We start from the raw sequence: 24,911 nt of genomic DNA on the forward strand, positions 1-24,911 counted from the left end.
CTAGCGACGGGGCGATGCGGCGGATCGGCAGACGGGACATCGTTGCAGCGATCCTGATTGCGCTTCTTGCAGGCGCCGTCGTCACGTCTCCGCCGTTCCAGACGCTGCAGGGCCTGTCGCTCGACATCCTCACGGCACTGCGCGGCAAGCTCGTCGGCGACCACCGCGATCCCGCGACATCACCGGTCGTCGTCGTGGCCATCGACGGCGAGACCTACGACACTCCGCCGTTTCAGGGGTCGCCGACGCTGACCTGGACGCGCGAGATCGGCCGGGTGCTCGGCAGCATTGCCGACGGCGGCGCCAAGGTGATCGGTTTCGATGTCATCTTTCCGAGCTCGATCGAGCGGTCGGAGATTCCCTTTGGCGATGCGCCGCTTGGCGCGCGATTGAAGGGATTCGACCGAGACTATCTCATCGCCTTGCGGAAACTCTCTAGTGACGGCAAGCTGGTGCTGGGCGAGGTCCTCAGCAGCGATCATCCGGACCGCGCACAGCAATTGGCTGTGGGGAATAACGTCCGCGGCCTCAACGTCTATACCGACACCGACCATGTAATCCGGCGAATGCCGCTGAGTTTTCCTGTCGGCGACATGCCAGCTCCCGCAATGGCCGTCGAACTCGCCACCCGCGCGCTCGGCGCAAAACCGCAGACCGCGCCTTCTGGCGTGACTGCTTTGTCCGGGTATACGATCCCGAGCGCGGTGCCGAACACGCTAACGCTCAATTTCCGAGGACTCGGCCGCGACGTGCCGACATATTCGTTCGCAGACCTGCACGCCTGCGTCGAGAAGAACGACCGCGACTTCTTCCGCCGCGCCTTCGGTGGCAAGATTGTGGTGCTCGGCACGATCCTCAATGTCGATGACCGCAAGATCACCTCGATGCGTCTTTCCGGCGGCTATGACGGAACGCCGGCCGCAAGATGCGCCCTGCCCGCACCGGCAACCACTGAACAAAAAGCCCGCAGCGACATCGCCGGTGTCTTCGTGCATGCCAACGCGGTGCGAAATCTGATCGAACGCGATGCGGTGACCGAGCTCGGCTTTCCACTGCGGAGCATTCTCACGATCGTGTTCGCAGCGATCGTGGCCTGCGCGGCCTGCGTGCTCGCACCGGGTGGCGCACTAATCGCCTGGTTCGTCCTCACCGCCGTTTACGCCGCTGCAGCCGTCGCCGCTTTCGTACACGCGTTGGCGCTACCATTGGCCGAGCCCGCGCTCGCGAGCCTTGCCGCGCTCGCGATGATGATTGGCTACCGTTTCATGCTGGCCGATCGCGACGAGCGTTTCCTGCGCAAGAGCTTTGCGTTCTATCTCGCCCCCGAAGTGATCGACACTATGGTTGCGTCCGGCAAGATGCCGGTGCTCGGCGGCGAAATGCGCAACGTCACCATGTTCTTCTCCGACCTGAGTGGCTTTTCCTCCATCGCCGAGACGATGACGCCGGGCGAACTGGTGACGCTGATGAACGAATATCTGTCGGCCATGACCGACATCATCGAGAGCCATGGCGGCTATGTCGACAAATATATCGGCGATTCCATTGTCGCCATGTTCGGCGCGCCCGCCGACGATCCCGCGCATGCGCGCCACGCCGTCCATGCCGCGCTGAAATGTCACGCAAAGCTGGCGGAGCTCAACGCCGGCAGCGCCGCTTTCGCCGGCCGCGGCCTGTCGCACCGCATCGGGCTCAACAGCGGCGAGGCTGTCGTCGGCAATATCGGCTCCCGCCGCCGCTTCAACTACACCGTGATGAGCGACACCGTGAACGTCGCCTCGCGGCTCGAAGGCGCCAACAAATATTATGGCACCGCAATCATGGCTTCAGAAACGACTGTCGCGCAGACAGGCAATACTTTCACCTGGCGCGAGCTCGACGCCATCAAAGTGATAGGACGCGGCGAGGCGATCAAGGTGTTCGAGCCCCTCGCGGAGAAGGGCACGGAGAGTGCCGGGCAGACGAAGGTTGCCGCCGTGTATGCGGAAGGGCTGGCGTGCTGGCGGGCAAGGGAGTTTGCGAAGGCGGCTGATGCGTTCGGGCGAATGGCGGAAATGGATCCGGCGTCAGCGCTTTTTGGCAAGCGCGCGACTGCGCTCGCTACAAATCCACCGGGGTCGGATTGGACGCCGGTGAACATCCTAGAAGGAAAGTAGCGCAGCGTCCCACCGCTTTTCGGGTCCACTCCCCGCTAGAACGGCAACCCCACGTAATTCTCCGCCAGCAGACGCTGCGCCGTCTCGGACGACAGCAGATATTCCAGCTCCGTCTGCTGAAGCCTCTCTTCATACTCGGAACGGTCGGGGAAGCGATGCAGCAGCATCGTCATCCACCACGAAAAGCGTTGCGCCTTCCAGATCCGCGCCAGCGCCTTGGCGGAATAGCCCTGGAGCCCGGAATCATCGCCCTTCTGATAATGCGCGAGCATGGCGTGGTAGAGATAATAGATGTCGGAGCCGGCGCTGTTCAGCCCGCGCGCGCCGGTCGGCGGCACGATGTGGGCGGCATCGCCGGCGAGAAACAGGCGGCCGTAGCTCATCGGCTCGGCGACGAAGCTGCGCAACGGCGCGATGCTCTTCTCGATGGACGACCCAGTGATCAGGCGATCGCCGACCTCGTGCGGCAAACGGCGCTTCAGCTCGGCCCAGAACGCATCGTCGCTCCAGTCCTCCACCTTGTCGGTGAGCGGCACCTGGACGTAGTAGCGGCTCAGCACTTGCGACCGCAAGGAACACAGCGCGAAGCCGCGCTCGTGCTTCACATAGATCAGCTCCGGCGACACCGGTTTCGTGCGCGACAGCACGCCGAGCCAACCGAACGGATAGATCTTCTCGTATTCCCGCAGCACGTCCTTCGGGATCGACTTCCTGCTGACGCCGTGAAAGCCGTCAGCGCCGACGATATAGTCGCAATCGACTCGGACGGTTTCGGCATTCGAACGATAGGTCACGTACGGCTGGTCCGAGGTCAGGTCATGCGGCGTCACGTCCTCGGCATTGTGCACGACGTTGCCGCCAAGGCGATCGCGCGCCTCGTAGAGGTCGCGCGTCAGCTCGGTCTGGCCGTAGACCAGCACCGAATTGCCGCCGGAATGCTTGTGGAGGTCGATCTGGGAGAGCACCCCGTCATGGGCGATCTCGAATCCCTTGTGGATCTCGCCCTCGCGGTCCATCCGCTCGCCGCACTGTGCCTCGCGCATCAGCCTGGCGAAGCCGTGCTCGAGCACGCCGGCGCGGATCCGGGCAAGCACGTGGTCGCGGCTGTACTTTTCCAGCACGACCGTGTCGATGCCCTTGAGGTGCAGGAGCTGGGACAACAGCAGCCCGGACGGCCCGCCGCCGATGATACAGACCTGGACTTTCATTTTTGCGTCCTCCTCGGCACTTTCTTGCAGATTCAGCGCCGCTGACGGATGGAGGCTTTCGTCTTTGTCTTGTACTATTCGAACATGAGAAACCCAGCCCCCGCCCCGGCAATCCGGGTCTACAATTTGTTCGGCGAATCCGGTGATCTGCCCGATGTCGTGCATTGCGAGACGATAGCGTCGCGCTCGGTGCTGCACGATTGGACGCTCGCCGTGCACCGCCATGCCCGGCTGCACCAGGTGCTGCTGATCGAGCGCGGCGGCGGCGAAGCGACGCTCGACGGGCGCGTGGTGCAGCTGAAGCCGATGCAAATCGTCAACGTGCCCGTCGGCCACGTCCACGGCTTCCGTTTCGTGCCTGATACCCAGGGCTGGGTGCTGACCATCGCCGCGGAAATATTGGACGAAGCGCTGCTCGCCTCCGAAGGGCTGCGAGGTGCCTTGTCGCGCTCGGCCGTGATACGCGGCACGCCGCAGATCTGGACCACCATGAAGCAGATCTTTGCCGAACACGCCGCGCGCGATTTCGGCCGAGCGCATGTGCTGCGTGCACTTTCGGCGGCCATGATCGGGCTGGTGGCCCGCGCGCTCACCGGCGAGAGCGGTGGCAACGGCACGGCTGAAAGCGGACTATTCCGCCGCTTCGAGGCGCTGCTGGAACAGCATCATCTGGAACGCTGGAGCGTTGCGGACTATGCGAGCGCGCTGTCGATCACGCCGACCCATCTCAACCGTGTGACCCGGGCAGCAACCGGCGACACCGCCTCGCACCTGATCCTCAACCGGCTGATCCGCGAGGCGCGGCGCAACCTCGTCTACACCAATTTACCGGTCTCGACGATCGCCTATGCGCTTGGCTTCGAGGACCCCGCCTATTTCAGCCGGGTCTACGCCGCCGCCACGGGCGTGTCACCGCGGGCCTTTCGTGCCCAGCTTCATGGCGATGAAGGCTGACACACCGGCCGATCGATCAGCCGCGCCTGTGGTCGAAGGCCACGCTGGGAACCGCAATGGCCCTTGTTGCCAGCGCTGCCACTTAACCTTCGTATATGGGGCCCTATCCTTTGGATAGGCGCCCTTTACCTCAGTACAATTGAGTAGGGAATGCGCGCGCCTTAGCCTGGCTGCATTCGGCGCCCTGGCGCCGGTGGCATTGTATCCTCCCTAACCTGGGCGCAAGACGGCCGCCCCTGTCCGGTCGTCTGCGCTTCTTTTTCGGCAAGCCATCGGTGCCTTCAATGTTTTTCCGGCCGACACACCGCCCCCGGCGGTTGGACCGGCCACCTTTCGCGTACAACTGGAGATTTGTGCATAATGTCTTCGATTGAGAAGATCGCACTCTTTATCGATGGCTCCAATCTCCATGCCACCTCCAAGGCGCTCGGCTTCGACATCGACTACAGGCGACTGCTCGGCGAATTCCAAAGCCGAGGTGCGCTGTTGCGGGCCTTCTACTACACGACCGTCGTCGAGGATCAGGAGTATTCGTCAATCCGTCCGTTGATCGATTGGCTCGACTATAACGGATACACCGTCGTCACGAAACTCACGAAGGAATTCGTCGACGCCATCACCGGCCGCCGCAAAGTGAAGGGCAGCATGGATGTCGACCTCGCCGTAAATGCGATGGAGCTCGCCGAGCACGTCGATCAGATCGTGTTGTTCTCGGGCGATGGGAATTTTCGTTCGCTGGTGGAAGCCCTGCAACGCCTCGGTGTCCGCGTGACGGTCGTCTCCACACTCTCCACTCAGCCGGCCATGGTCGCTGACGAGCTGCGCCGACAGGCGGACATATTCATCGATTTGGCAGAACTGAAACCAAAAGTGGGGCGCGATCCGGCCAATAGGCCGGGATCGCGCGAGATGCGTCAGTCACCGCAATTCCACGCGCGCGTAGCGATCGATCGCAGTGACCAGGTGGAGTGAACCTTCGGGCGGCGGCTCTCAGACGTCGAAGAACATCGTCTCCTCCGGCCCCTGCAAATTGATCGTGAAAGCATACACGATCTTGGCGCCACGCTCGCTGCGCTTTGCGATCAACGTCGAACGTCGCACCGGCTGCTCGATCAGGCTGAGCACGGGGTCGGCGGCGTTCGCAGTCTCTTCATCGGAGAAATACAGCCGGGTGTTGAGCCCGATATTGATGCCACGCGCGACGATCCAGATGTTGACGTAAGGCGCGCATTTGCGGCCCGCCTTGTCGGTGATGGCCCCGGGCTTGATGGTCTCGAACGTCACCAGCCCGCTCTCGAAGTCGGAGCCGGCGCGGCCCCAGCCACGAAATTCCTCGTCGAGCGCGCCGGTCGACCGATCGGCCGGATGGTTGTAGCGGCCGGCCGCGTTCGCCTGCCAGATCTCCAACAGCACGTCACGCAGCGGCGTGCCGCTGCCGTCGAACACCTTGCCCTCCAGCGTGATGCGTTCGCCTTGTGTGTTCGGCGTCACCAGCACGTTGGAAAAGTTCTTCTCGAAGATGTCGAAGCCGGCCATCGCCGGGATCAGGCCGATATGGACGTAGGGCCCGGCGGTCTGCGAGGCGGTTTCCTTGAGGTAGTTGAGCGGCTGCGGCATGGACCTAGTTCCCTGCGGTGCGATTTTCAAAGTAAGTGGAGCGCTGGCCGCGCAAGACGATGTCGAAGCGGTAGGCGAGCGAGTCGAACGGGGTCGATGCGTTGAGGTCGAGCGGCGCGATGAGGCGCTCCAGCGCATCCTTGTCCGGGATCGTCGTCAGGATTGGGCAGACCGGGATCAGGGGATCGCCCTCAAAGTACATCTGGGTGATCAGACGCTGTGCAAAGCCCGAGCCGAACACCGAGAAGTGGATGTGAGCGGGACGCCAGCTGTTGACGTAGTTGCGCCAGGGATAGGGTCCCGGCTTCACGGTGCGGAAATAATAGTAGCCGCTGTCGTCGGTCAGCGCGCGGCCGTGGACGATGATGCGTTCGCCGACGGGATCGCCGTCCTTGGCGTAGTTGCGGATCAAATCATTGTCGAGCGGGCCGAGATCGTTGTGCCCGAACACCGGCCCCGTGATCTCCGAGACCGAGTTCTCAAGCGACAGCAACGCCTGGCGCGGCGAGCGCAGCACCGAGGATTTGTAGCCCGGCGCGTGCGCCGGCGGATGCATGGAACGGTCGCGCTGGAAGAAGCCGCCGTCACCGAGCGGCGGCGTGAACGGCTCGGGACGGTTGGGGCGGGCTTCCCGCAAGGCTGGCGCCTGGGCATGCATCGGCGTTGTCTCTCCCTCTGGCGCTCCCGTTGGGGCGCACGGCTTATCGGGAGATGATGGCGCCGGCTATTCTCAAGATAAATAGATCGATTATAATGCATTCCATGAATAAAATCGATCATTTGGCGCTCGATGGCCACGCGCTTGAGCTGTTCCTGGCCGTGTTAGAAGAAGGTTCGGTGACGGCGGCCGCAACGCGGCTCGGCCTGACGCAATCCGCGGTCAGCCACGCCCTGAACAAGCTGCGGCGGATCGTCGGCGATCCGCTGTTTGCCAAATCCGGCCGCGGCATTGTCGCTACGGCGCACGCCCAGGCGCTCGCGGCAAAGGCGCGAGCGCTGATCGACGAGATGCGCAGCTTTGCCGGCGGCGTCACGTTCGAGCCGGCGAGCGCGCAGCTTTCGCTGACAATCGCCGCCAATGACTTCCAGCGCGACCTGCTGCTGCCGCGGTTCTTCGATCATGTCGCAGCGCAAGTGACGAGCCTGAACCTGCGCGTGATCCCCTCGCAGTCGCCCTCGCCGGCGATGCTGCGCGAAAACCGCTGCGATCTGCTGATCACGCCGCTGCCGCCATCCGGCGTGGACATCGTGCAGAAGCGCCTGCTGCAAGACCATTACGTTTGTTACTACGACCCCAAAGCGCGCGCCGCGCCGGCTACGCGCGGCGCCTATCTCGCGGCGCGTCACGTCACGGTGGTCTACACTGACAATGAGCGGCTCGACATCGATCGCCGGCTTGCAGCCAACGGCTTCCACCGCGACATCGCGATCTCCGTGCCGAGCTTCTCCGGCGTGCCGTCCTTCCTGCGTGGCTCGCAGATGCTGGCGAGCATGCCGAGCCTGCTGGCGCCCGGCGTGATGCACGGCTTCGCGCGTGTGCGGATTCCGCTGGCCTCGCGCACACGAACCCTGGCCGAGCTGCCGATGTTCATGGTCTGGCACCAGCGATATCAGAAGGACCCGGCGCATCGCTGGATCAGAAGCCAGCTCGAGACCGTGGCGGCAACGGCCTCGCACCCCGTCCCCGCGAAAACCTGATCCCCGTCAAACCCACTGGTTGCGCCGGGGCCGCCACGCTAGAATTCCCCCATGACAGTGACCGACATTGCGAGCCGGACCTACAATCACAGCTGGCGGCTGGATCCCATCATCCGCAGCCTGCTTGATACCGACTTCTACAAGCTATTGATGTTGCAAATGATTCGGGAATCTTACCCGAATCAGCAGGTGACATTCTCGGTCATCAACCGATCGCGCCATGTCCGGCTCGCCGAAATCATCGACGAGGGCGAGCTGCGCGCCCAGCTCGACCACGCCCGCACCATCCGCTTCACCAAGAAAGAGCTGATCTGGCTTGCCGGTAACACTTTCTACGGCAAGACCCACATGTTCTCGGCGGACTTCATCCGCTGGCTCGCCGAATTCCGGCTGCCCGAATACGAGCTGCGCAAGGTCGAAGGCCAGTACGAGCTGCACTTCCACGGGCCGTGGAGCCATACCACGATGTGGGAAATTCCTGCGCTCGCCATCCTCAACGAATTGCGCTCGCGGGCGGCGATGAAGGGCCGCGGCCGCTTCGAGCTCGACGTGCTCTATGCCCGCGCCAAGGCCAAGCTGTGGACCAAGGTGGAACGCCTGCGCAAGCTGGATGGCTTGCGGCTCTCCGACTTCGGCACTCGTCGCCGCCATGGCTTCCTCTGGCAGCGCTGGTGCGTGGAGGCCGTGAAGGAAGGCCTGGGCTCGTCCTTCATCGGCACCTCCAACGTGCTACTCGCGATGGACAATGATCTCGAAGCCATCGGCACCAACGCCCATGAACTGCCGATGGTCGCGGCTGCGCTGGCCAAGGACGACGAGGAATTGCGCTGGGCGCCCTATCGCATCCTCGACCAGTGGCGCCAGACCTATGGCGGCAACCTCCTGATTGCGCTGCCCGACGCTTTTGGCACCAAGGCTTTCCTGCGCGATGCGCCGGAATGGGTTGCCGACTGGACCGGCTTCCGCCCCGACAGCGCGCCGCCGATCCAGGCCGGCGAGGAGATCATGAAATGGTGGGAGCAGAAGGGCCGCAATCCCAGGGACAAGCTGCTGGTGTTCTCCGACGCTATGGATGTGGGCTCGATCGAGGAGACCTACCACCACTTCGCCGGCCGGGTGCGGCTCTCCTTCGGCTGGGGCACCAATCTCACCAATGATTTCGTCGGCTGCACGCCGGACGGCTCGTTCAACCTCGATCCGATCTCGCTGGTCTGCAAGGTGTCGTCGGTCGACGGACGTCCGGCCGTCAAGCTTTCCGACAATCCCGAGAAGGCGACCGGCATGCCTTCGGAGATCGAGCGCTATTTGCGCGTCTTCGGCGACGCCGGCCGCGTGCGCAAGCCGGTGCTGGTCTAGCGCCAGAGCAATCTCTCTCCATCAAGTAAACCATCTGGGGCAAATGCGCGACATCGGCTCGCCGATGCCGCGTCAGTTCCGGTTCGACGGCATTTGCGACGATCTGCAAGCATCCACTTCACAACGCCTTCACCCTGCGACGCAGTCTCCTGGCATTTTCAAGTCGAGTTAAGCACCTTTCGCGCGTAATCCGCGTTATGAGCGGATCGCTCCGCTGGGGTCGTTGAGCGACTTGGGGAATGCAAAGTGTTTCGCAGAACAGCGCCGTCAACGAAGGGACGAAGCTTCCTTCATGTCATCAAGCTCGTTTCGCCTTTCGTCACGGTCGTTCTGCTGCAGGCGGCGATCGCCGGATTCAGCCTGGAGGTGATGTCCTCGGTCCGCGCCTATGTCGCGGGCGAAGCGTTGTGGTCGCGCTCGCAGAAGAACGCCGTCTATTTCCTCAATCTCTATCTGCATTCGGGCGACGCCAGCCAGTTTGCGCAATATCAGACCTCGCTGGCCGTTCCCATCGGCGACGAGTTCGCGCGCTGGGCGCTCGAGCGCGATCCGGTCGACGTCGAGGCCGCCCGCATCGGCTTCCTGCAAGGCGGCAACCATCCCGATGACGTGCCGGGACTGATCTGGCTGTTTCGCTACTTCAAACAGGTCAGCTTTCTCAAGAAAGCGATCAGCGAGTGGGCTGCCACCGACCCCATGCTGCTGGAGCTGAGCGTTTTCGGCGAGGTCATCCGGTCAGAGTTGAAGAGCGGACCGGTTCAGGACGGCAACCGCCTGCAATTATTGTCGTCGCGGCTTTCGGAGCTCAACACTCAGTTCACGGTGCACGCCAAGCGGTTCTCCACCGTTCTCGGCGAAGGCTCGCGCGCCATCAAGATGACGCTGACTGGCGTCAATATCGTCACAGCCATGACGCTGATCCTGCTCCTGATCTGGCACACGCGGCGATTGGTGCTGCAACGACAGGCGTTTGAGGATGCCCTGCACGCCGAGAAGGAGCGCCTAGTCTGGCAGGCGTCGCACGACTGGCTGACCGGCTTGTCCAACCGGCGCGCGTTCGAGGCCCGCCTGCAAAGCGAGTTGGACGACACCGCGGCGGGTTCGCTGGGCCTGGTCCTGCTCGATCTCGACCAATTCAAGGACGTCAACGACAGCTGCGGTCATCTCGCCGGCGACCGCCTGCTCTGCCAGATCTCGCGTCTCCTGCAACAGGAACGACGGCCGCATGACCTGTTGGCCCGGCTTGGCGGTGACGAATTCGGCCTAATCCTTCCACAAAGCACGCCGTACGACGCCGTGGATATCGCCGAACGGCTGCGCCGGTCGCTCGAGCTATCCGTCTTCGCGTGGGACGATCGTTGCTTTGCAGTGACCGCCAGCATCGGCGTTGCCTGCATCACCGACGGCAACACCACGCTCGAGGACGCGATGCGGCGCGCGGATGCCGCCTGCTATCGCGCCAAGGAGAACGGACGCAACCGTGTTCAGGTCGACAACGGGACGACGGACGTCGTCGTCGTCACCTCGCGGCACCGCAAGGCCGCCAGCGCGTAGCAGCGCTCCACACTTTATCGTACTGGCACAATCCCGAGCCCTGCGAGATGCGCATCCAGAAACTGATCGAGCTGCTGGCGCAGCATCTGCGGCGGCACGGCTACCATGCGTTCTTCGAGGCCGAGCGAGATGATCCCGTGCACGGCGGAAAACAGGGTGCGTGACAGCAGCGCGATCTGCACGTCGTCTGCATTCGGAAGCAGCCGCACCAGGGGTGGATGCATCAGCGCGAAGGCGTCCATCACCATCTGAAGGATGTCATCGGGGTAAGGGCGGTCGTCCTCCATCCGATGTTCGAACAGCGAGCGCAGCAGATTGGCGTGCTCCGCAAAAAATTCGAGGTAGGTCGCGGCCAGCCCGTAGAGCTGGCGAACGGGATCCTCGGCGGGAACCTGGCCCAGCCGCACCGTCAGCTCCTTAACGGTCTCCCGATTCACGGTCAGGATCACCCCGTCGAAGTCGCCGAACTCGTTGTAGACGCTCCCAACCGAGCAGCCTGCGGCGTCCGCAACATCCCGGACTTTCAACGATTTCAGCCCCTTAGTCGCGATAATGCTGCGAGCGATCTCCACGATCTGCTGCCGCCGGCGAGATTTTTTTCGGTCTCGCAACGATTCGTCTTGAACATTGTTCATTTTCAAGGTACTCATTTGAACAATGTTCAAATTAACCTGGAGATCTGCAAAATGCAAACCCTCGCTGTTGATATCGCCTCCACCTTCGTCGATGACGCCACAGCTCTCGTGACCGGATCTGGCCGCGCCCTCCTGCGGTTCGCGACGGGGCCGATCGATCGCATTGCAAATGCCTGCGACATCGCCGGCGTCCTGACCGAGCGGCGGGCGACCTTCCGGATGTGGCGGGCCAACCGCGACCGCGCCCGTCATGAGGGCCGCCGCATTAGCCTGCTCGGCCGCCTCTCGCCCTTTCGCCGCCTTGCCCACCTTACCTGAGGCGCGCACGCCTCCTTGCCGGGGCGTGATAGAGCCGCGACCAGCCATTTGCGAACCAAACGTCGCCACGCGGAGACCAACAGGATCGGAAGGTAAAGGCGCAGAGCAGGCCGGGGCGATCGTTCGTCAACCCGCAAATGCCCGTCGCATCTCCTCGGGTCCCGACGCCCATCCGACAATGAAACAACCTCAGACAGCGTTTCCAAAACAGGACTAGTCATGATCAGGGATTTGATGTCGTCACGCCGCTTCGCGCCGCTGTTCTGGGCGCAATTCTTCTCGGCGCTGAACGACAACGTGCTCAAGAACGCACTCGTCATCATCCTGCTTTACAGTGCCGCGACCGGCCACGGTGATGCGCTGGTGACGGTCGCGGGCGCGGTGTTCATCTTCCCCTATTTCATCCTGTCCGGGCTCGGCGGCCAGCTCGCCGACAAATACGTCAAATCCGTCGTCGCAAGGCGGCTCAAATTCGCCGAGATCTTTGCCGCGGGCTTTGCCGCGGCCGGCTTCTTCCTGCACTCGGTGCCGCTGCTGTTCGCAGCGCTCGCACTGTTCGGCGTCATCGCCGCGCTGTTCGGACCCGTGAAATACGCGATGCTGCCGGACCAGCTCGAGCTCGGCGAGCTCGCGACCGGCAACGCGCTGGTCGAAGGCGCGACCTTCATGGCCATCCTGCTCGGCACCGTTGCCGGTGGCCAGTTCGTGGCCGGCTCCGCGCATATGGGCTGGGTCGCATCGGCCGTGGTCGTGCTGGCCCTGCTGTCCTGGACCTTCGCCTCCCGCATTCCCGCGACGACGCCGTCTGCACCCGATCTGCCGGTCAACGCCAATCCCTGGACCTCGACGCTCGGCCTGTTGAAGACGCTGCACGCCGACCACCGGCTGTGGGACGGCACCGTGATCGTCTCCTGGTTCTGGCTGGTGGGCGCCATCGTGCTCTCGCTGCTGCCGGCGCTGGTCAAGGAGGTCATCGGCGGCACCGAGGGCGTGGTGACGTTGTGTCTCGCGATCTTCGCAATCGGCATCGCCATCGGCTCGCTGTTCGCCGCGAATCTGAGCCACGTTCGCCCAAACCTCGCGCTGGTGCCGATCGGCGCCGTCATGATGGGGTTTGCCGGCATCGACCTCGCTTGGGCGATCGGCGTGACCGCCAAGGGCCAGGACATCACTGCTGCCGACTTCGCAACTTCGTTCGCGGGCCTGCGCATGCTGCTCGACTTCGTCGCCTTCGCATTCGGCGGCGGGCTGTTCGTCGTTCCGTCCTTCGCCGCCGTCCAGGCCTGGTCCGCCCCATCCGAGCGCGCCCGCATTATCGCCGCCGGCAACGTGCTGCAGGCCGCCTTCATGGTGGCCGGCTCGCTGTTCGTCGCGCTGTTGCAGGCCGGCGGATTGCACATCGGCTGGATCTTCTTTGGCCTCGGCGTCATCAGCTTCGGCGCAGTCTGGTTCGTGCTGACCAAGTGGGGCAAGGAAGGCGTGCGCGACTTTGGCGGGCTGCTGTTCCGCGCGCTGTTCCGCACCGAGGTCCGCGGGCTGGAGAACCTGCCGCCTGCTGGCACGCGCATGCTGATCGCGCCCAATCATGTCAGCCTGATCGACGGCCCGCTCCTGCACGCCGTGCTCCCGATCGACGCGAGCTTCGCGGTTGATACCGGCATCGCCAAGGCCTGGTGGGCCAAGCCGTTCCTGCGGGTGGTCAAGCACTACACCATGGACCCCACCAAGCCGCTGGCGGCGCGCGACCTCATCAAGCTCGTCGCCGCCGGAGAGCCGGTGGTGATTTTCCCGGAAGGACGCATCACTGTTTCCGGCTCGCTGATGAAGGTCTATGACGGCACCGCGATGATCGCGGACAAGGCCGACGCAGTCGTCGTCCCGGTCCGCATCGAAGGCGCCCAGCGCTCGCATCTCAGCTATCTCAACGGCAGCCAGATCAAGCGCTCGTGGTTTCCGCGGGTGACCGTCACCATCCTGCCGCCAGTCAAGCTTCCGGTCGATCCGTCGCTCAAGGGCAAGGCGCGCCGCAACGCCGCGGGCGCAGCACTTCAGGACGTGATGATCGACGCCATGGTGAAGAACGCCATGCTCGATCACACCCTGTTCGAGGCGCTCGGACACGCCTATCGCGACCGCGACACCGGCAAGGTCATCGTCGAGGACGCGCTCGGTACCAAGCTGACCTATCGCAAGCTGATCCTGGGCGCGCAGGTCTTGAGCCGGAAGCTGGAGAACGGCACCGCTATCGGTGAGAATGTCGGTGTGCTGCTGCCGAATTCCGCTGGCGTCGCCGTCGTCTTCATGGCGCTGCAAAACATCGGCCGGGTGCCGGCAATGCTCAACTTCTCGGCGGGCCCGGTCAACGTGCTTGCCGCCATGAAAGCCGCGCAGGTCAAAACCGTGCTGACGTCGAAAGCTTTCATCGAGAAGGGCAAGCTCGACAAGCTGATGGCGGCGATCTCCGCGGAAGTTCGCGTGGCCTACCTCGAGGACGTCCGTGCTTCGATCGGCACGGCCGACAAGATCAAGGGCCTGCTCGCCGGCACCGCGCCCCGCGTCGCCCGCCAGGCGAGCGATCCGGCGGTCGTGCTGTTCACGTCGGGCTCGGAAGGCACGCCCAAGGGCGTTGTGCTGTCCCACCGCAATATCCTTGCGAACGCCGCACAGGCGCTGGCGCGGGTCGATGCCAACGCCAATGATAAGGTGTTCAACGTGCTGCCGGTGTTCCACTCCTTCGGGCTGACCGGTGGAATGATGATGCCGCTGCTCGCGGGCATTCCGATCTACATGTACCCCTCGCCGCTGCACTACCGGATCGTGCCCGAGCTGATCTACCAGACCGGAGCCACGATCCTGTTCGGCACCGACACATTCCTCACGGGCTATGCACGCTCGGCCCATGCCTACGACTTCCGCACCTTGCGCCTGGTGATCGCCGGCGCGGAGGCGGTCAAGGATCGCACCCGGCAGGTCTTCATGGAGCGTTACGGCATCCGCATCCTCGAAGGCTATGGCGTCACCGAGACGGCACCGGTGCTGGCGATGAACACGCCGATGGCCAATCGTCCAGGCACGGTCGGCCGCCTGTCGCCGCTGATGGAAAGCCGCCTCGACCCGGTCCCCGGCATCGAGGAAGGCGGACGCCTGTCGGTGCGCGGACCCAACGTAATGCTCGGATACTTGCGGGCCGAAAATCCCGGCGTGCTCGAGCCGCTCGCCGACGGCTGGCACGACACCGGCGACATCGTGGCGATCGACCCGGCCGGCTTCATCACCATCAAGGGTCGCGCCAAGCGCTTTGCCAAGATCGCCGGCGAAATGGTCTCGCTGTCGGCGGTCGAGAACATCGCGACAACGCTGTGGCCGCAGGCCGGTTCAGTCGCCGTGTCGATCCCGGACCAGCGAAAGGGCGAGCGCATCGTGTTGCTGACGACGGAGAAGAACGCCGAGCGCAGCGCCATGCAAGGCCACGCCAAGGCGATCGGCGCGTCCGAGCTGACCGTTCCCGCTGCGATCATGGTGGTCGACAAGGTGCCACTGCTCGGGACCGGCAAGACCGACTACGTCACCGCAACGACGATGGCCCGCGAGCAGGCGTCTGGACCAGAGCGCGAGGTGGCATAAGAGAGATGCACGAGGCGCCTCAATCAGGCGAGGCGCGGTGCCCCGATCGGCCGCTTCCGCGCCGCCTGAATCTCAAGAACCGGCTTCTCCGCGTCGCTCCTGCGCATAACGCACCAGCGCCGCGAAGCGATAGATGCCGTGCACGAACTTGCCGTAGGGCATGGTGATGAACAGCGCGAACACTGCACCTAAATGGAGTGCCAGCAGCGGTCCCATGGCGGCAGTCTCCCGCAGAATCAGAAGCAGCATGCCGGTGAACCCGGTCAGGAACAGCATGGCGATGAAGCCGACATCCATGCCGTAGCGCTGCTCGTCGAGCAGCGCCGGATCACGCCGCATCTTGGCGACGAACAGGCCGATCGGCCCGATGATCAGGCCGATGCCGCCGAGCGTGCCGAGAACCACCGGCAGATCCCACCACGGATACGGCGCCTCGCGGCCGAGCAGATAGTGATACAGCGTTGCGGCCGAGGTCGCGGCGAAGCAGAGCAGGAAGCCGTAGAAGGTCAGGTGATGGAAAAGCTTGCGCCGGTCGGTCGGCTTGTCATCCTCATTGTAGCAGCCGACGCCGCCACCATGGAGGTAGCGCAGCTCACCAGCGTCGCGCATCGCCTGAAAGATCGAGCCGCCGTCCGCACGGCCGCCGATCGGCGGGCCGATATCCCGCCAGAAGGCACGCACGCTCATCACCAGCGCGAAAATCGCATAAAGGAAGGCGGCGCTGAACAACGCTGCCATCGCGTTGTGCGGCATCAACTTGTAGAACGCGCCGGGGCCAGTGTGCACGCCAAACAGCACGCTGCGGTCGTTTAGGGCAGCGAAGCCGAGTATGAAGGCGGCCATGCTGAGCGCGGCGACGATGCTGATGACGAGACCATTGCGGGCGAAGGCACCGGACAGCGCCTGCGGCCAGGCATAGGTCGCATAGGATTCCGCGCGCGCGATCGCCAGCGTCTGCGGGACGTTGACGTTGAATTCGTGCGGCGGCGAGAACTGGCAGTCGACGTAGCAGGCGCCGCAGCCATGGCAGAGATTGGCGAGATAATTGAGGTCGCCGTCGGAGAAGGCGCGGCGCATCTCCATGGCGGGAAAAACCGCGCAAAGGCCTTCGCAGTAACGGCAGGAATTGCAGACCGTCATCAGGCGGTCGCCTTCATCCAAAATTCTGCTTCCGTGCATGGCTTTACTTCGTCAGGCCTTTGCCCTCGAGCCATTTCTGGATCAGGGCCGCGACCTCGAGATTGTTCTTGTCCATCATCACCATATGCGAATTGCCCTTGATGCCTGTCTGCGGGAGATCGATGATGTCGACGCTGCCGCCGGCCGCCTTGATGGCGTCCGCAAAGGCGATGCCGTTGGCGCGGATCTTGGGCCAGCGCGAATCGCGCTCGATATAGTCGCCGTAGATGATGAGGGTCGGGATGTTCTTCAGCACATCCGCTTTGGCGGGATCGCCGATGCCGGCCGGCTCGATCGCAATCAGCGCCTTGACCTTGTCAGGGCGGGCTTGCGCGACCTTGAAGCCGAAGGTGCCGGCCTGGCTGTGGAACAGAAGCACCGAGGGGCCGACGCGATCGATCTCAGCGATATAGGCGGCGATGGTCGCATCGTCGGTCGTGGTCCAGCGCGGTACGTTCTGCTTGACGAAATTCTCGTAACCCTCGACGGGGAACTGGTTGCCCGGCAACAATTTTCGCTTGGCGGGATCGGGATCGTACGAGTTCGGCCCATCGCCGATGCGGAAACGCTCGAACGGGTTGGCCGTGGTCAGGAAGACCGGCTCGCCTTTGAAGATATCGGGATATTGCGCCCAGCCCGCGCGTCCGCGCTCTACTGCGTCGGAGTTATAGACCCCCCACCCCATGCGTAGAAAATAATTCAGCCAGCCTTCGCGTCCGTCAGGCGTGGTCTCGTAGGTGACGCCGGTCAGTCCGCCGCCATGCCACATCAGCAAAGGATAGGCACCCTTCTCGTTTGCCGGCAGGAAATACTGAACATACATCTGCTCGACCTGATACGTGCCGTTGGGATCAACCTTGGCCGGCACTCCGCCGGGCGCGAACACGACCTCCCTCACCGGCTTGCCCGAGATTTCGACAAGACGGCCACCGACATGGAACGAGCCCATGTCTCGCAGCGTGATCGGCTCGGCCGCGTGGGCGTAGCCGACGGTCAGCAGCGCCGCGATCGAAGCAATGGCAATGCGTGACATGGTTCCTCCCTCGTGTCTGTTCTTCCGCCTAATTCTTCGCGTGGCGTGCCGCTTCCCGTCCTGCGATCCGCCCGAACACGCTGCCGATGGTCATGCCCATGCCGGCGGCATAGCCCTTGCCGAGCACGTTGCCGGCCATGATCTCTCCGGCCGCGAACATGTTGGCCGACGGCTTGCCGTCAGCCATCAGCATGCGCGCTTCCTGGTCACGCGCGTGCCGAGATAGGTGAAGGTGATGCCGGGCCGCACCGGATAGGCAAGGTAGGGCGGTGTCTCGATCCGCCGTGCCCAATGCGTCTTCGGCGGCGTGATGCCTTCCGTGCGGCAATCGTCCAGAATGGTGTGGTCGAAGGTGCCGGGCTGCACCGCGGCGTTGAATTCGGTGATCGTCTTTTCCAGCGCGGCCGGATCGAGCTCGAGCTTGCCGGCAAGCTCAGCCACCGTCTGCCCTGCGATCGGCGGGAATAGCGTCGGCATGAAGCTCGTGACCACGGTGGAGTCGAAGATGATGTAGGCGATCTGTTCGGGCTGCGCGGCCACCAGCCGGCCCCAGATCGCGTAACGCTTCGGCCAGATGTCCTCACCTTCATCATAGAAGCGCTGCGCGTGCTTGTTGACGACGATGCCAAACACGACAGAATCGTGCCGCGTGATGATGCCGCCGTCGAATTTCGGCGCGCGCGCGTCGATCGCGACCGCATGGCACTGGGTGGGGTCGCCGACCTCCTGCACGCCCTTGGCGAGCAGCATCTTCAGGATCGAGCCGCGGTTATAGGGGGTACCGCGGATCAGGAAATTGTCGGCGGCCTCACCCCAATATTGCTTCAGCCATTCGATGTTGGCCTCGAATCCGCCGGCGGCGGCGACTAGCGACGTCGCGCGGATCTCGGTGTCGCCCTTGATCGGCCGCCTGAGGTGGGCGGCGAGAAACATGCCGTCTTCGATCATGAGGTCGATAACCTCGGCGTCATATTCGATTTCGACGCCGAGCTTCTCGGCGGTGAGATAAAGTGCGTTCAACATCGCGCGGCCGCCGCCGAGGAAGAATGAGTTGGTGCGGCCGAGGCCCAGCGTGCCGCCGAGCGAGGGCTGCCAGCGCACGCCCTGCTCCACGATCCAGTTCAAGATGTCCTTGGACTCGCGGATCATGTGCCGGGCGAGCACCTCGTCGGTCTGGCCGCCGGTGACGCGCAGGAGATCCTCCCAAAACTCTCCCTCGGTGTAGGGGCCGGTGAGGATTTCGGTCGCCTCGTCATGTGCGCAACGCATGTTGCGTGTGTGGCGCGTGTTGCCGCCGCGATAGAACTTTGGCGCGCCTTCGAGTACCAGCACCGATGCCCCACCGCGTCGCGCGCTGATTGCCGCGCACAGCGCCGCGTTGCCGCCGCCGATCACCAGCACATCGTATTTGCTGCTCATGCCGTCTGCCCGATGCGACGAAGTTGGAGACATTCTGCCCGCCGGCGGCCCGGTCAATCCGGTCTGCCATTGCGCACCTTTGTATACAAAGATATACAGAAATCCAACAAGCGCCATCGCTGCATGGGCAGGATGCGCGAGCCCACGAGGACGCATGGCAAGACGCCCGACAAAGGCAGGCGGCTCGATCGCGCGCGGCGGCGGCGTGGCGCTCGGCGAAGCCGTGTTCCGCTCGCTCTGCGAGGCGCTGCAGGCCGGCAGCTACCGTGCGGGCGACCGCCTGCGCGAGGAAGAGGTCGCCCAGCGGCTGAAGGTCAGCCGCACCCCGGTGCGGGAAGCTCTCGGGCGGCTTGCCGCGCGCGGGTTCGTCGAACCTGCCGGCGGCCGCGGCCTGATCGTACGCAACCTCGACATCTCCGAGGTGCTCGAGCTCTACGCCATGCGCGAGATCATGGAGGGCGCCGCCGCCCGACTTGCCGCCGAGCACGCGTCTGCGACCGAGGTCGACGCGCTCAGGGACATCGAGCAGACCTTCGTGGAAGCCTCGGGGACTGATCCCGCCGAGATGGCGCGGCTCAACCGCGCCTTCCACGAGGCGATCTGCCGCGCCGCGCGCAACCGCTATCTCGACAACGCTTCGCGGGAATTGCAGGACTGGATCGCCCTGCTCGGTCCAACCACGTTCACCGTATCCGGTCGCCCGTCGACCAGCCACGGCGAGCACCAGGCCATCATCGACGCCATCGCGGCTCGCGACGGCGGCAAAGCGGAGCAGCTCGCGCGCACACACATCCGCGAAGCGCTGCGCTGTCGGCTGAAGCTGTTGCAAAAACAATAGCAGAGCGCCGCCTCAGGCGACCAGTTCCGCGACGATCGCCTTCAACACGTCCCGCACATCGCCCGGACTGAGCCGCACCTGCAGTCCGCGCTGACCGCCATTCACGTACACGTAATCATCCGCGAGCGCGCTCTGCTCGATCACGGTGCGCACAGGCTTCCGCTGCCCGAATGGGCTGATGCCGCCAACCTTGTAGCCGGTGAGGCGCTCGGCCTCAGGCGGCTTCATCATCTGCGCCGACTTGCCGCTAACAACAGCGGCGAGCTTCTTCATCGAGACTTCCTGATCGGACGGGACGATCACGCAGACCGGCTTGCCGTCGACCAGCGCCATCAGCGTCTTCAAGACGCGCGCGGGATCCTCGCCGAGTGCGGATGCAGCCTGAAGGCCGATGCTCTCGGCGTCGGGATCGTAGTCGTAGGTGTGGACAGTGAAGGCAACACCGGCGGCCGTGAGCGCGCGTGTGGCTGGGGTGGCTTTGGACATGGACGATGTCTAGCACCGCCGCTGCGAGAAGCGAAGGGACGGCGACACGGATGGACACATGCACCACAGCCTCAGCGTCGTCCCGGCGAAGGCCGGGACCCATAACCACAGGGAGGAGTTTGGAGAAGACTCGTCGTTCGGTACGCCCACCATCCGCTAACGAGACACCTCGCGGTGTGGGTCCCGGCCTTCGCCGGGACGACACCGCAGGCATTGTGCCGCCAAATAACCGGCGAGCGCGCAGCCTACTCCGCCGCGTCGCGCATCTCGGCCCGCTCCGCCCTGGCCGCGCAGAACTTGAACTCCGGGATCTTGCCGAACGGATCGAGCGCCGGGTTGGTCAGGAGATTGGCCGCCGCCTCAGCGTAGCAGAACGGCATGAACACCATGTTCTCGGGCACGTCGCGGTCGGAGCGGACCTTGACCTCGACCGCGCCGCGGCGGGTCTCGAGCCGGATGAAATCGCCCGGCGCGAGCTTCTTCCTGTGCATGTCCTTCGGCGACATGAACGCGACCGCCTCGGGCTCGATCTGGTCAAGCACCTGCGCGCGGCGGGTCATCGAGCCGGTGTGCCAATGCTCGAGCACGCGGCCGGTCGAGAGCACCATCGGATATTCGGTGTCGGGGATCTCGTCCGGCGGGATGACGTGAGCCGGAACGATCTTGCCGCGGCCGCTGGCGGTCGGGAAGCCCGTGGTGAAGATGATCTCGTTGCCGGGCACGTCGGGACCGTCGACGGGATAGGTCACCGCGCCTTCGCGCACCAGCCGCTCCCAGGTGATGTTCTTCAGCGACGGCATCAACTCCGCCATCTCGGTGAAGACCTCGCCGGGACCGGCATAATTCCACGGCAGCCCCATGCGCTTGCCGATCTCCTGGATGATCCAGAGATCCTGCCGCGCATCGCCCGGCGGCTTGATCACCTGGCGTGCGAGCTGCACGCGGCGATCGGTGTTGGTGAAGGAGCCTTCCTTTTCGGCGAACGCCGAGGCCGGCAGGATGACGTCGGCGTGGAACGCGGTCTCCGTGACGAAGAGATCCTGCACCACGAGATGGTCGAGCATGGCAAGCGCCTGGCGCGCATGCTGGAGATCGGGGTCGGACATCGCTGGATTTTCGCCCTCGATATACATGCCCTTGATCTCGCCGGCATGGATCGCGTTCATGATCTCGACCACGGTCAGACCGCGCACGGGATCGAGATCCTGGCCCCACAGCTTCTCGAAGGCGCCGCGCATGTCGTCGCGGCCGACCGGCTGATAATCCGGCAGGAACATCGGGATCAGACCGGCATCGGAAGCGCCCTGCACGTTGTTCTGGCCGCGCAGCGGATGCAGGCCGGTGCCGGGACGCCCGACCTGGCCGGTGATCAGCGCCAGCGCAATCAGGCAGCGCGCATTGTCGGTGCCGTGGACATGCTGGCTGATGCCCATGCCCCAGAAGATGATCGACGATTTTGCCCGCGCATAGGTTCGCGCGACCTCGCGCAGGGTCTGCGCCGGGACACCGCAGATCGGCTCCATCTTCTCCGGTGTGAACTCCTTGATCTTCTCCTTGAGCTCCTCGAACCCCTCGGTGTAGCCGGCGATGTACTGATCGTCGGTCAGCCCTTCGGTGATGATCGTGTGGATCATCGCGTTCAGCATGGCGACGTCGGAGCCCGGCTTGAACTGCAGATGCTTGGTCGCATGGCGCGACAGCGTCTGCCGGCGCGGGTCCATGACGAATAGCTTTGCGCCGTTCTGCTTGACCGCGTTCTTGATGAAGGTCGCGGCGACCGGATGATTCACGGTCGGGTTGGCGCCGATCACGATGATGACTTCGGCGTCCATCGCAGCCGAGAACGGCGCCGACACGGCGCCCGAGCTCAGACCTTCGAACAGCGCCGCGACCGACGAGGCGTGGCACAGACGGGTGCAATGGTCGACATTGTTCGAGCCGAAGCCGGTGCGCACCAGCTTCTGGAACAGATAGGCCTCCTCGTTGGAGCCCTTCGCCGAACCGAAGCCGGCCAGCGCCTTCACGCCCTTCTCGTCGCGGATCTTGACCAGGCCTTTGGCCGCGATGTCGAGCGCTTCTTCCCAGCTCGCTTCGCGGAAATGCGTGAACGGATTGGCCGGATCAACCTGGTCGTTGGAATCCTTCTTCGCGTTGGGCAGCCGCACCAGCGGCTTGGTCAGGCGATGCGGATGATGGATGTAGTCGAAGCCGAAGCGGCCCTTGACGCAAAGGCGGTTGCGGTTGGCGGGGCCGTCACGGCCCTCGGCATAGATCACCTTCTCGTCCTTGACCTCATAGGTCACCTGGCAACCAACGCCGCAGAACGGGCAGAGCAGATCCACCTTCTTGTCGGCATAGACGACACGGGTCTGCTTCTCGTCCAGCATTACGGCCGGCATCAGGGCCCCGGTCGGACAGGCCTGCACACATTCGCCGCAGGCGACGCAAGTGGACTCGCCCATGGGATCGTCGAAATCGAACACGATTTTCGAGCCGTGACTACGATAGGCCATGCCGATGACGTCGTTGACCTGGACCTCGCGGCAGGCGCGCACGCACAGGCCGCACTGGATACAGGCGTCAAGATTGACGCGCATGGCCGGATGGCTGGCGTCGGTCGCCCAACGCTCGGCGGCGGGGAAGCGACTCTCGGTGACCCCAGTGGTTTCGGCCCAGTGCCAGAATTTGGAGTCCGGATCGTGCGAGGTCTCGCGCGCCGGCTGGTCGGCGACCAGCAGCTCCATGACCATTTTTTGCGCGGAAACCGCGCGCGCGCTCTCGGTCTTCACCTTCATGCCGACCGATGGCGTGCGCTTGCAGGACGCCGCGAGCACGCGCTCGCCCTCGATCTCGACCATGCAGGCGCGGCAATTGCCGTCGGGGCGATAATCCGGCGCGGGCGAGTAGCACAGATGCGGAATCTCGCGACCCTGGCGTTTTGCGACTTGCCAGATCGTCTCGCCTGCATTGGCCTCGACCTGCTTGCCGTCGAGCTCGAACGTAATCTTCGTCATTCGGCCGCTTCCTTGAACTCGTCAGGGAAATATTTAATCACGGTGGCAAGCGGATTCGATGCCGCCTGTCCGAGCCCGCAGATCGAGGCATCGCGCATCGCCTGGCTCAATTCGTCCAGGAGAGCGCGGTTCCAGACCGGTTGCTGCATCAGCAGCGCGGCCTTCTGGGTTCCGACGCGACACGGCGTGCACTGGCCGCAGCTCTCGTCCTCGAAGAACTTCATCAGGTTCAATGCGGCCGCGCGCACGCTGTCCTTTTGCGACAGGATCACGATCGCGGCAGAGCCGATGAAGCAGCCGTATTTTTCAAGCGTGCCGAAATCGAGCGGGATGTCGTCCATCGCCGCCGGCAGGATGCCGCCGGACGCACCACCCGGGAGGTACGCGTAGAACTGATGGCCATCGGCCATGCCGCCGCAATATTCGTCGATCAACTCGCGCACGGTGATGCCAGCAGGCGCGAGCTTCATGCCGGGATTCTTGACGCGGCCCGAAACCGAGAAGCTGCGCAGGCCGTGCCGCTCATGCCGGCCGTGGCCCTTCCACCAGTCGGCGCCCTTCTCGATGATGTCGCGCACCCACCACAAGGTCTCAATATTGTTGATCAAGGTCGGCAGGCCGAACAGACCGACCTGGAATGGATAAGGCGGCTTGTGCCTCGGTAAGCCGCGCTTGCCCTCGATGCTTTCCAGCAGCGAGGATTCCTCGCCGCAGATATAGGCGCCAGCGCCGCGGCGCATGTGCAGCGTCGGACCGCCCGGCGGCAGCTTCGCGATCTCACGTTCGAGGATTTCGCGCGAGGCCGGATATTCGTCGCGCAGGTAGATGTAGATATCCGAGGCCTGCACCACATGCGCACCGATCAGCATGCCCTCGAGGAAACGGTGCGGATCGCTCTCGAGATAGACGCGATCCTTGAACGTGCCGGGCTCGCCCTCGTCGCCGTTGATCGCCATCAGGCGCGGGCCGGGTTCACCAAGCACCGCGCGCCATTTACGTCCCGTCGGGAAGCCGGCGCCGCCGAGACCGCGCAACGAGGCGTCGTCGAGCGCCTTCAGCAGGTCGTCCGTCGGTAGTTCGCCCGAGCACAGGCGATTGAGCAGCTTGTAGCCGCCGCCGGCGACATAGGCGTCATAGCCGATATATTTGGGCAGATGCGCGTGGGTGTCGCCAGCCTTCGCCGCCGCCATGACATTGGCCACCGTCGCATGGTCAACAAAGTTGTGTCCGACTTCCGCGGCAGGCGCCGTATCGCAGCGGCCGACGCAGGGCGCACGCACCACGCGGATGCCGGGACCCGACGCGTCTTGCAAATCCGCGAGCAGCTTCTCTCCGCCGAGCATCGCGCAGGTCAGCGAATCGCAGACCCGGATCGTCAGCGGCGCGATATCGGGCTCGCCTTCCTTCACCACGTCGAAATGCGCATAGAAGGTCGCGGTCTCGAACACTTCGGCGAAGGCGAGCTTCATCTCGTCGGCGAGCGCGGCGAGATGCGCGGCCGAGATCTGGCGGTACTGATCCTGGATCAGGTGCAGATATTCGATCAACAGGTCGCGACGCCGCGGTCGGTCGCCGAGCAACTGCGCGATCTCATGAGAGGCGGTGGGATCGACCTGCCGTCCCTTGGGTGTGGATTTGGCGCGCTTCCGTCCCTGGCCGGGATGTTCGAACTCGCGAACCTTGTGAACGTCGTCGTTGCTGCTCATGGAGACGTCGCGTTCTCTTCAAATGCGTGATGAGTTTGGACCGGACCGCCAAGGCGATCAGTCTTCATTTCCCGACTCGATCAAACGGAACCACCGGTTCCTGCGTCCCGCCGATC

At 64.0% G+C, this 24,911-nt stretch carries 18 protein-coding genes and 1 pseudogene; 9 read left to right on the top strand and 10 right to left on the bottom strand.

Going from position 1 to position 24,911, the window contains the following annotated elements; translation table 11 throughout:
- The first annotated feature begins 14 nt into the window (after positions 1 to 14).
- Complete coding sequence (locus AB3L03_RS10325; RefSeq protein WP_368508530.1) at positions 15 to 2,156, top strand: adenylate/guanylate cyclase domain-containing protein; 2,142 nt, start codon at positions 15 to 17, stop codon at positions 2,154 to 2,156.
- A 35-nt stretch (positions 2,157 to 2,191) separates the two neighbouring features.
- Here AB3L03_RS10325 and pobA read toward each other — a convergent pair whose 3' ends face one another.
- Positions 2,192 to 3,364, bottom strand: a complete 1,173-nt coding sequence (pobA, locus tag AB3L03_RS10330) for a 4-hydroxybenzoate 3-monooxygenase (RefSeq protein ID WP_085359785.1) — start codon at positions 3,362 to 3,364, stop codon at positions 2,192 to 2,194.
- A 48-nt stretch (positions 3,365 to 3,412) separates the two neighbouring features.
- Between pobA and AB3L03_RS10335 the strand changes: the two genes are divergently transcribed.
- Together AB3L03_RS10335 and AB3L03_RS10340 are read left to right on the top strand one after the other, a co-directional pair.
- Entirely contained in the window at positions 3,413 to 4,318 is a 906-nt protein-coding gene (locus tag AB3L03_RS10335; RefSeq protein WP_368508531.1) for a helix-turn-helix domain-containing protein, read from the top strand.
- Positions 4,319 to 4,678: 360 nt separating this feature from the next.
- Positions 4,679 to 5,290, top strand: a complete 612-nt coding sequence (locus AB3L03_RS10340) for an NYN domain-containing protein (RefSeq protein ID WP_018456136.1) — start codon at positions 4,679 to 4,681, stop codon at positions 5,288 to 5,290.
- 18 nt (positions 5,291 to 5,308) lie between these two features.
- On the opposite strand, the gene pcaG is transcribed toward AB3L03_RS10340, so the two are convergent.
- Both pcaG and AB3L03_RS10350 read right to left on the bottom strand, forming a co-directional pair.
- Positions 5,309 to 5,935, bottom strand: coding sequence for a protocatechuate 3,4-dioxygenase subunit alpha (pcaG, locus tag AB3L03_RS10345; protein WP_026233093.1), 627 nt, complete (start codon positions 5,933 to 5,935; stop codon positions 5,309 to 5,311).
- A 4-nt stretch (positions 5,936 to 5,939) separates the two neighbouring features.
- On the bottom strand, positions 5,940 to 6,593 hold the full coding sequence (locus AB3L03_RS10350; protein ID WP_368508532.1) for a protocatechuate 3,4-dioxygenase subunit beta: 654 nt from the start codon (positions 6,591 to 6,593) through the stop codon (positions 5,940 to 5,942).
- A 95-nt stretch (positions 6,594 to 6,688) separates the two neighbouring features.
- On the opposite strand from AB3L03_RS10350, the gene AB3L03_RS10355 reads away from it, so the two are divergent.
- The 3 genes from AB3L03_RS10355 to AB3L03_RS10365 all read left to right on the top strand — a co-directional run bounded on the left by AB3L03_RS10355 (position 6,689) and on the right by AB3L03_RS10365 (position 10,543).
- On the top strand, positions 6,689 to 7,633 hold the full coding sequence (locus AB3L03_RS10355) for a LysR family transcriptional regulator (RefSeq protein WP_166517555.1): 945 nt from the start codon (positions 6,689 to 6,691) through the stop codon (positions 7,631 to 7,633).
- Positions 7,634 to 7,684: 51 nt separating this feature from the next.
- The gene (gene pncB, locus AB3L03_RS10360; RefSeq protein ID WP_368508533.1) at positions 7,685 to 8,989 is read left to right on the top strand and encodes a nicotinate phosphoribosyltransferase; all 1,305 of its coding nucleotides are present in this window, start codon (positions 7,685 to 7,687) and stop codon (positions 8,987 to 8,989) included.
- A 246-nt stretch (positions 8,990 to 9,235) separates the two neighbouring features.
- The gene (locus AB3L03_RS10365) at positions 9,236 to 10,543 is read left to right on the top strand and encodes a GGDEF domain-containing protein (RefSeq protein WP_085350042.1); all 1,308 of its coding nucleotides are present in this window, start codon (positions 9,236 to 9,238) and stop codon (positions 10,541 to 10,543) included.
- Positions 10,544 to 10,557: 14 nt separating this feature from the next.
- Here the strand turns inward: AB3L03_RS10365 and AB3L03_RS10370 are convergent, their stop codons facing one another.
- The gene (locus AB3L03_RS10370; RefSeq protein WP_085384372.1) at positions 10,558 to 11,178 is read right to left on the bottom strand and encodes a TetR/AcrR family transcriptional regulator; all 621 of its coding nucleotides are present in this window, start codon (positions 11,176 to 11,178) and stop codon (positions 10,558 to 10,560) included.
- A gap of 51 nt (positions 11,179 to 11,229) precedes the next feature.
- Between AB3L03_RS10370 and AB3L03_RS10375 the strand changes: the two genes are divergently transcribed.
- Positions 11,230 to 11,496 carry a hypothetical protein gene (locus AB3L03_RS10375; protein WP_018456143.1) on the top strand — a complete coding sequence of 89 codons (267 nt, stop codon included), beginning with the start codon at positions 11,230 to 11,232 and terminating at the stop codon, positions 11,494 to 11,496.
- A 219-nt stretch (positions 11,497 to 11,715) separates the two neighbouring features.
- A complete protein-coding gene (locus tag AB3L03_RS10380; RefSeq protein ID WP_085350043.1) occupies positions 11,716 to 15,120 on the top strand; it encodes an acyl-[ACP]--phospholipid O-acyltransferase in 3,405 nt (1,134 codons plus the stop codon).
- A 72-nt stretch (positions 15,121 to 15,192) separates the two neighbouring features.
- On the opposite strand, the gene tcuB is transcribed toward AB3L03_RS10380, so the two are convergent.
- The 3 genes and pseudogenes from tcuB to tcuA form a co-directional block, all read right to left on the bottom strand.
- Positions 15,193 to 16,299 (bottom strand): tricarballylate utilization 4Fe-4S protein TcuB, encoded by a 1,107-nt coding sequence (gene tcuB, locus AB3L03_RS10385; protein WP_026233095.1) that lies wholly within the window; start codon positions 16,297 to 16,299, stop codon positions 15,193 to 15,195.
- A gap of 4 nt (positions 16,300 to 16,303) precedes the next feature.
- The gene (locus tag AB3L03_RS10390) at positions 16,304 to 17,332 is read right to left on the bottom strand and encodes an esterase (RefSeq protein WP_085384376.1); all 1,029 of its coding nucleotides are present in this window, start codon (positions 17,330 to 17,332) and stop codon (positions 16,304 to 16,306) included.
- 28 nt (positions 17,333 to 17,360) lie between these two features.
- A pseudogene (gene tcuA / locus AB3L03_RS10395) lies at positions 17,361 to 18,751 on the bottom strand (FAD-dependent tricarballylate dehydrogenase TcuA).
- A gap of 154 nt (positions 18,752 to 18,905) precedes the next feature.
- Between tcuA and AB3L03_RS10400 the strand changes: the two are divergent.
- Positions 18,906 to 19,589: a GntR family transcriptional regulator gene (locus tag AB3L03_RS10400; RefSeq protein WP_085350046.1), complete on the top strand. Its 684-nt coding sequence runs from the start codon at positions 18,906 to 18,908 to the stop codon at positions 19,587 to 19,589.
- 12 nt (positions 19,590 to 19,601) lie between these two features.
- On the opposite strand, the gene ybaK is transcribed toward AB3L03_RS10400, so the two are convergent.
- The 3 genes from ybaK to AB3L03_RS10415 form a co-directional block, all read right to left on the bottom strand.
- Positions 19,602 to 20,075, bottom strand: coding sequence for a Cys-tRNA(Pro) deacylase (gene ybaK, locus AB3L03_RS10405; RefSeq protein ID WP_204513746.1), 474 nt, complete (start codon positions 20,073 to 20,075; stop codon positions 19,602 to 19,604).
- A gap of 245 nt (positions 20,076 to 20,320) precedes the next feature.
- Complete coding sequence (fdhF, locus tag AB3L03_RS10410; protein WP_368508534.1) at positions 20,321 to 23,089, bottom strand: formate dehydrogenase subunit alpha; 2,769 nt, start codon at positions 23,087 to 23,089, stop codon at positions 20,321 to 20,323.
- Positions 23,086 to 24,795, bottom strand: coding sequence for an NADH-ubiquinone oxidoreductase-F iron-sulfur binding region domain-containing protein (locus AB3L03_RS10415; protein ID WP_247410604.1), 1,710 nt, complete (start codon positions 24,793 to 24,795; stop codon positions 23,086 to 23,088). Before AB3L03_RS10415 ends, fdhF begins: the two co-directional genes overlap by 4 nt.
- Positions 24,796 to 24,911 lie beyond the last annotated feature (116 nt).

The organism is Bradyrhizobium lupini (genome assembly GCF_040939785.1).
GTDB lineage: Bacteria > Pseudomonadota > Alphaproteobacteria > Rhizobiales > Xanthobacteraceae > Bradyrhizobium > Bradyrhizobium canariense_D.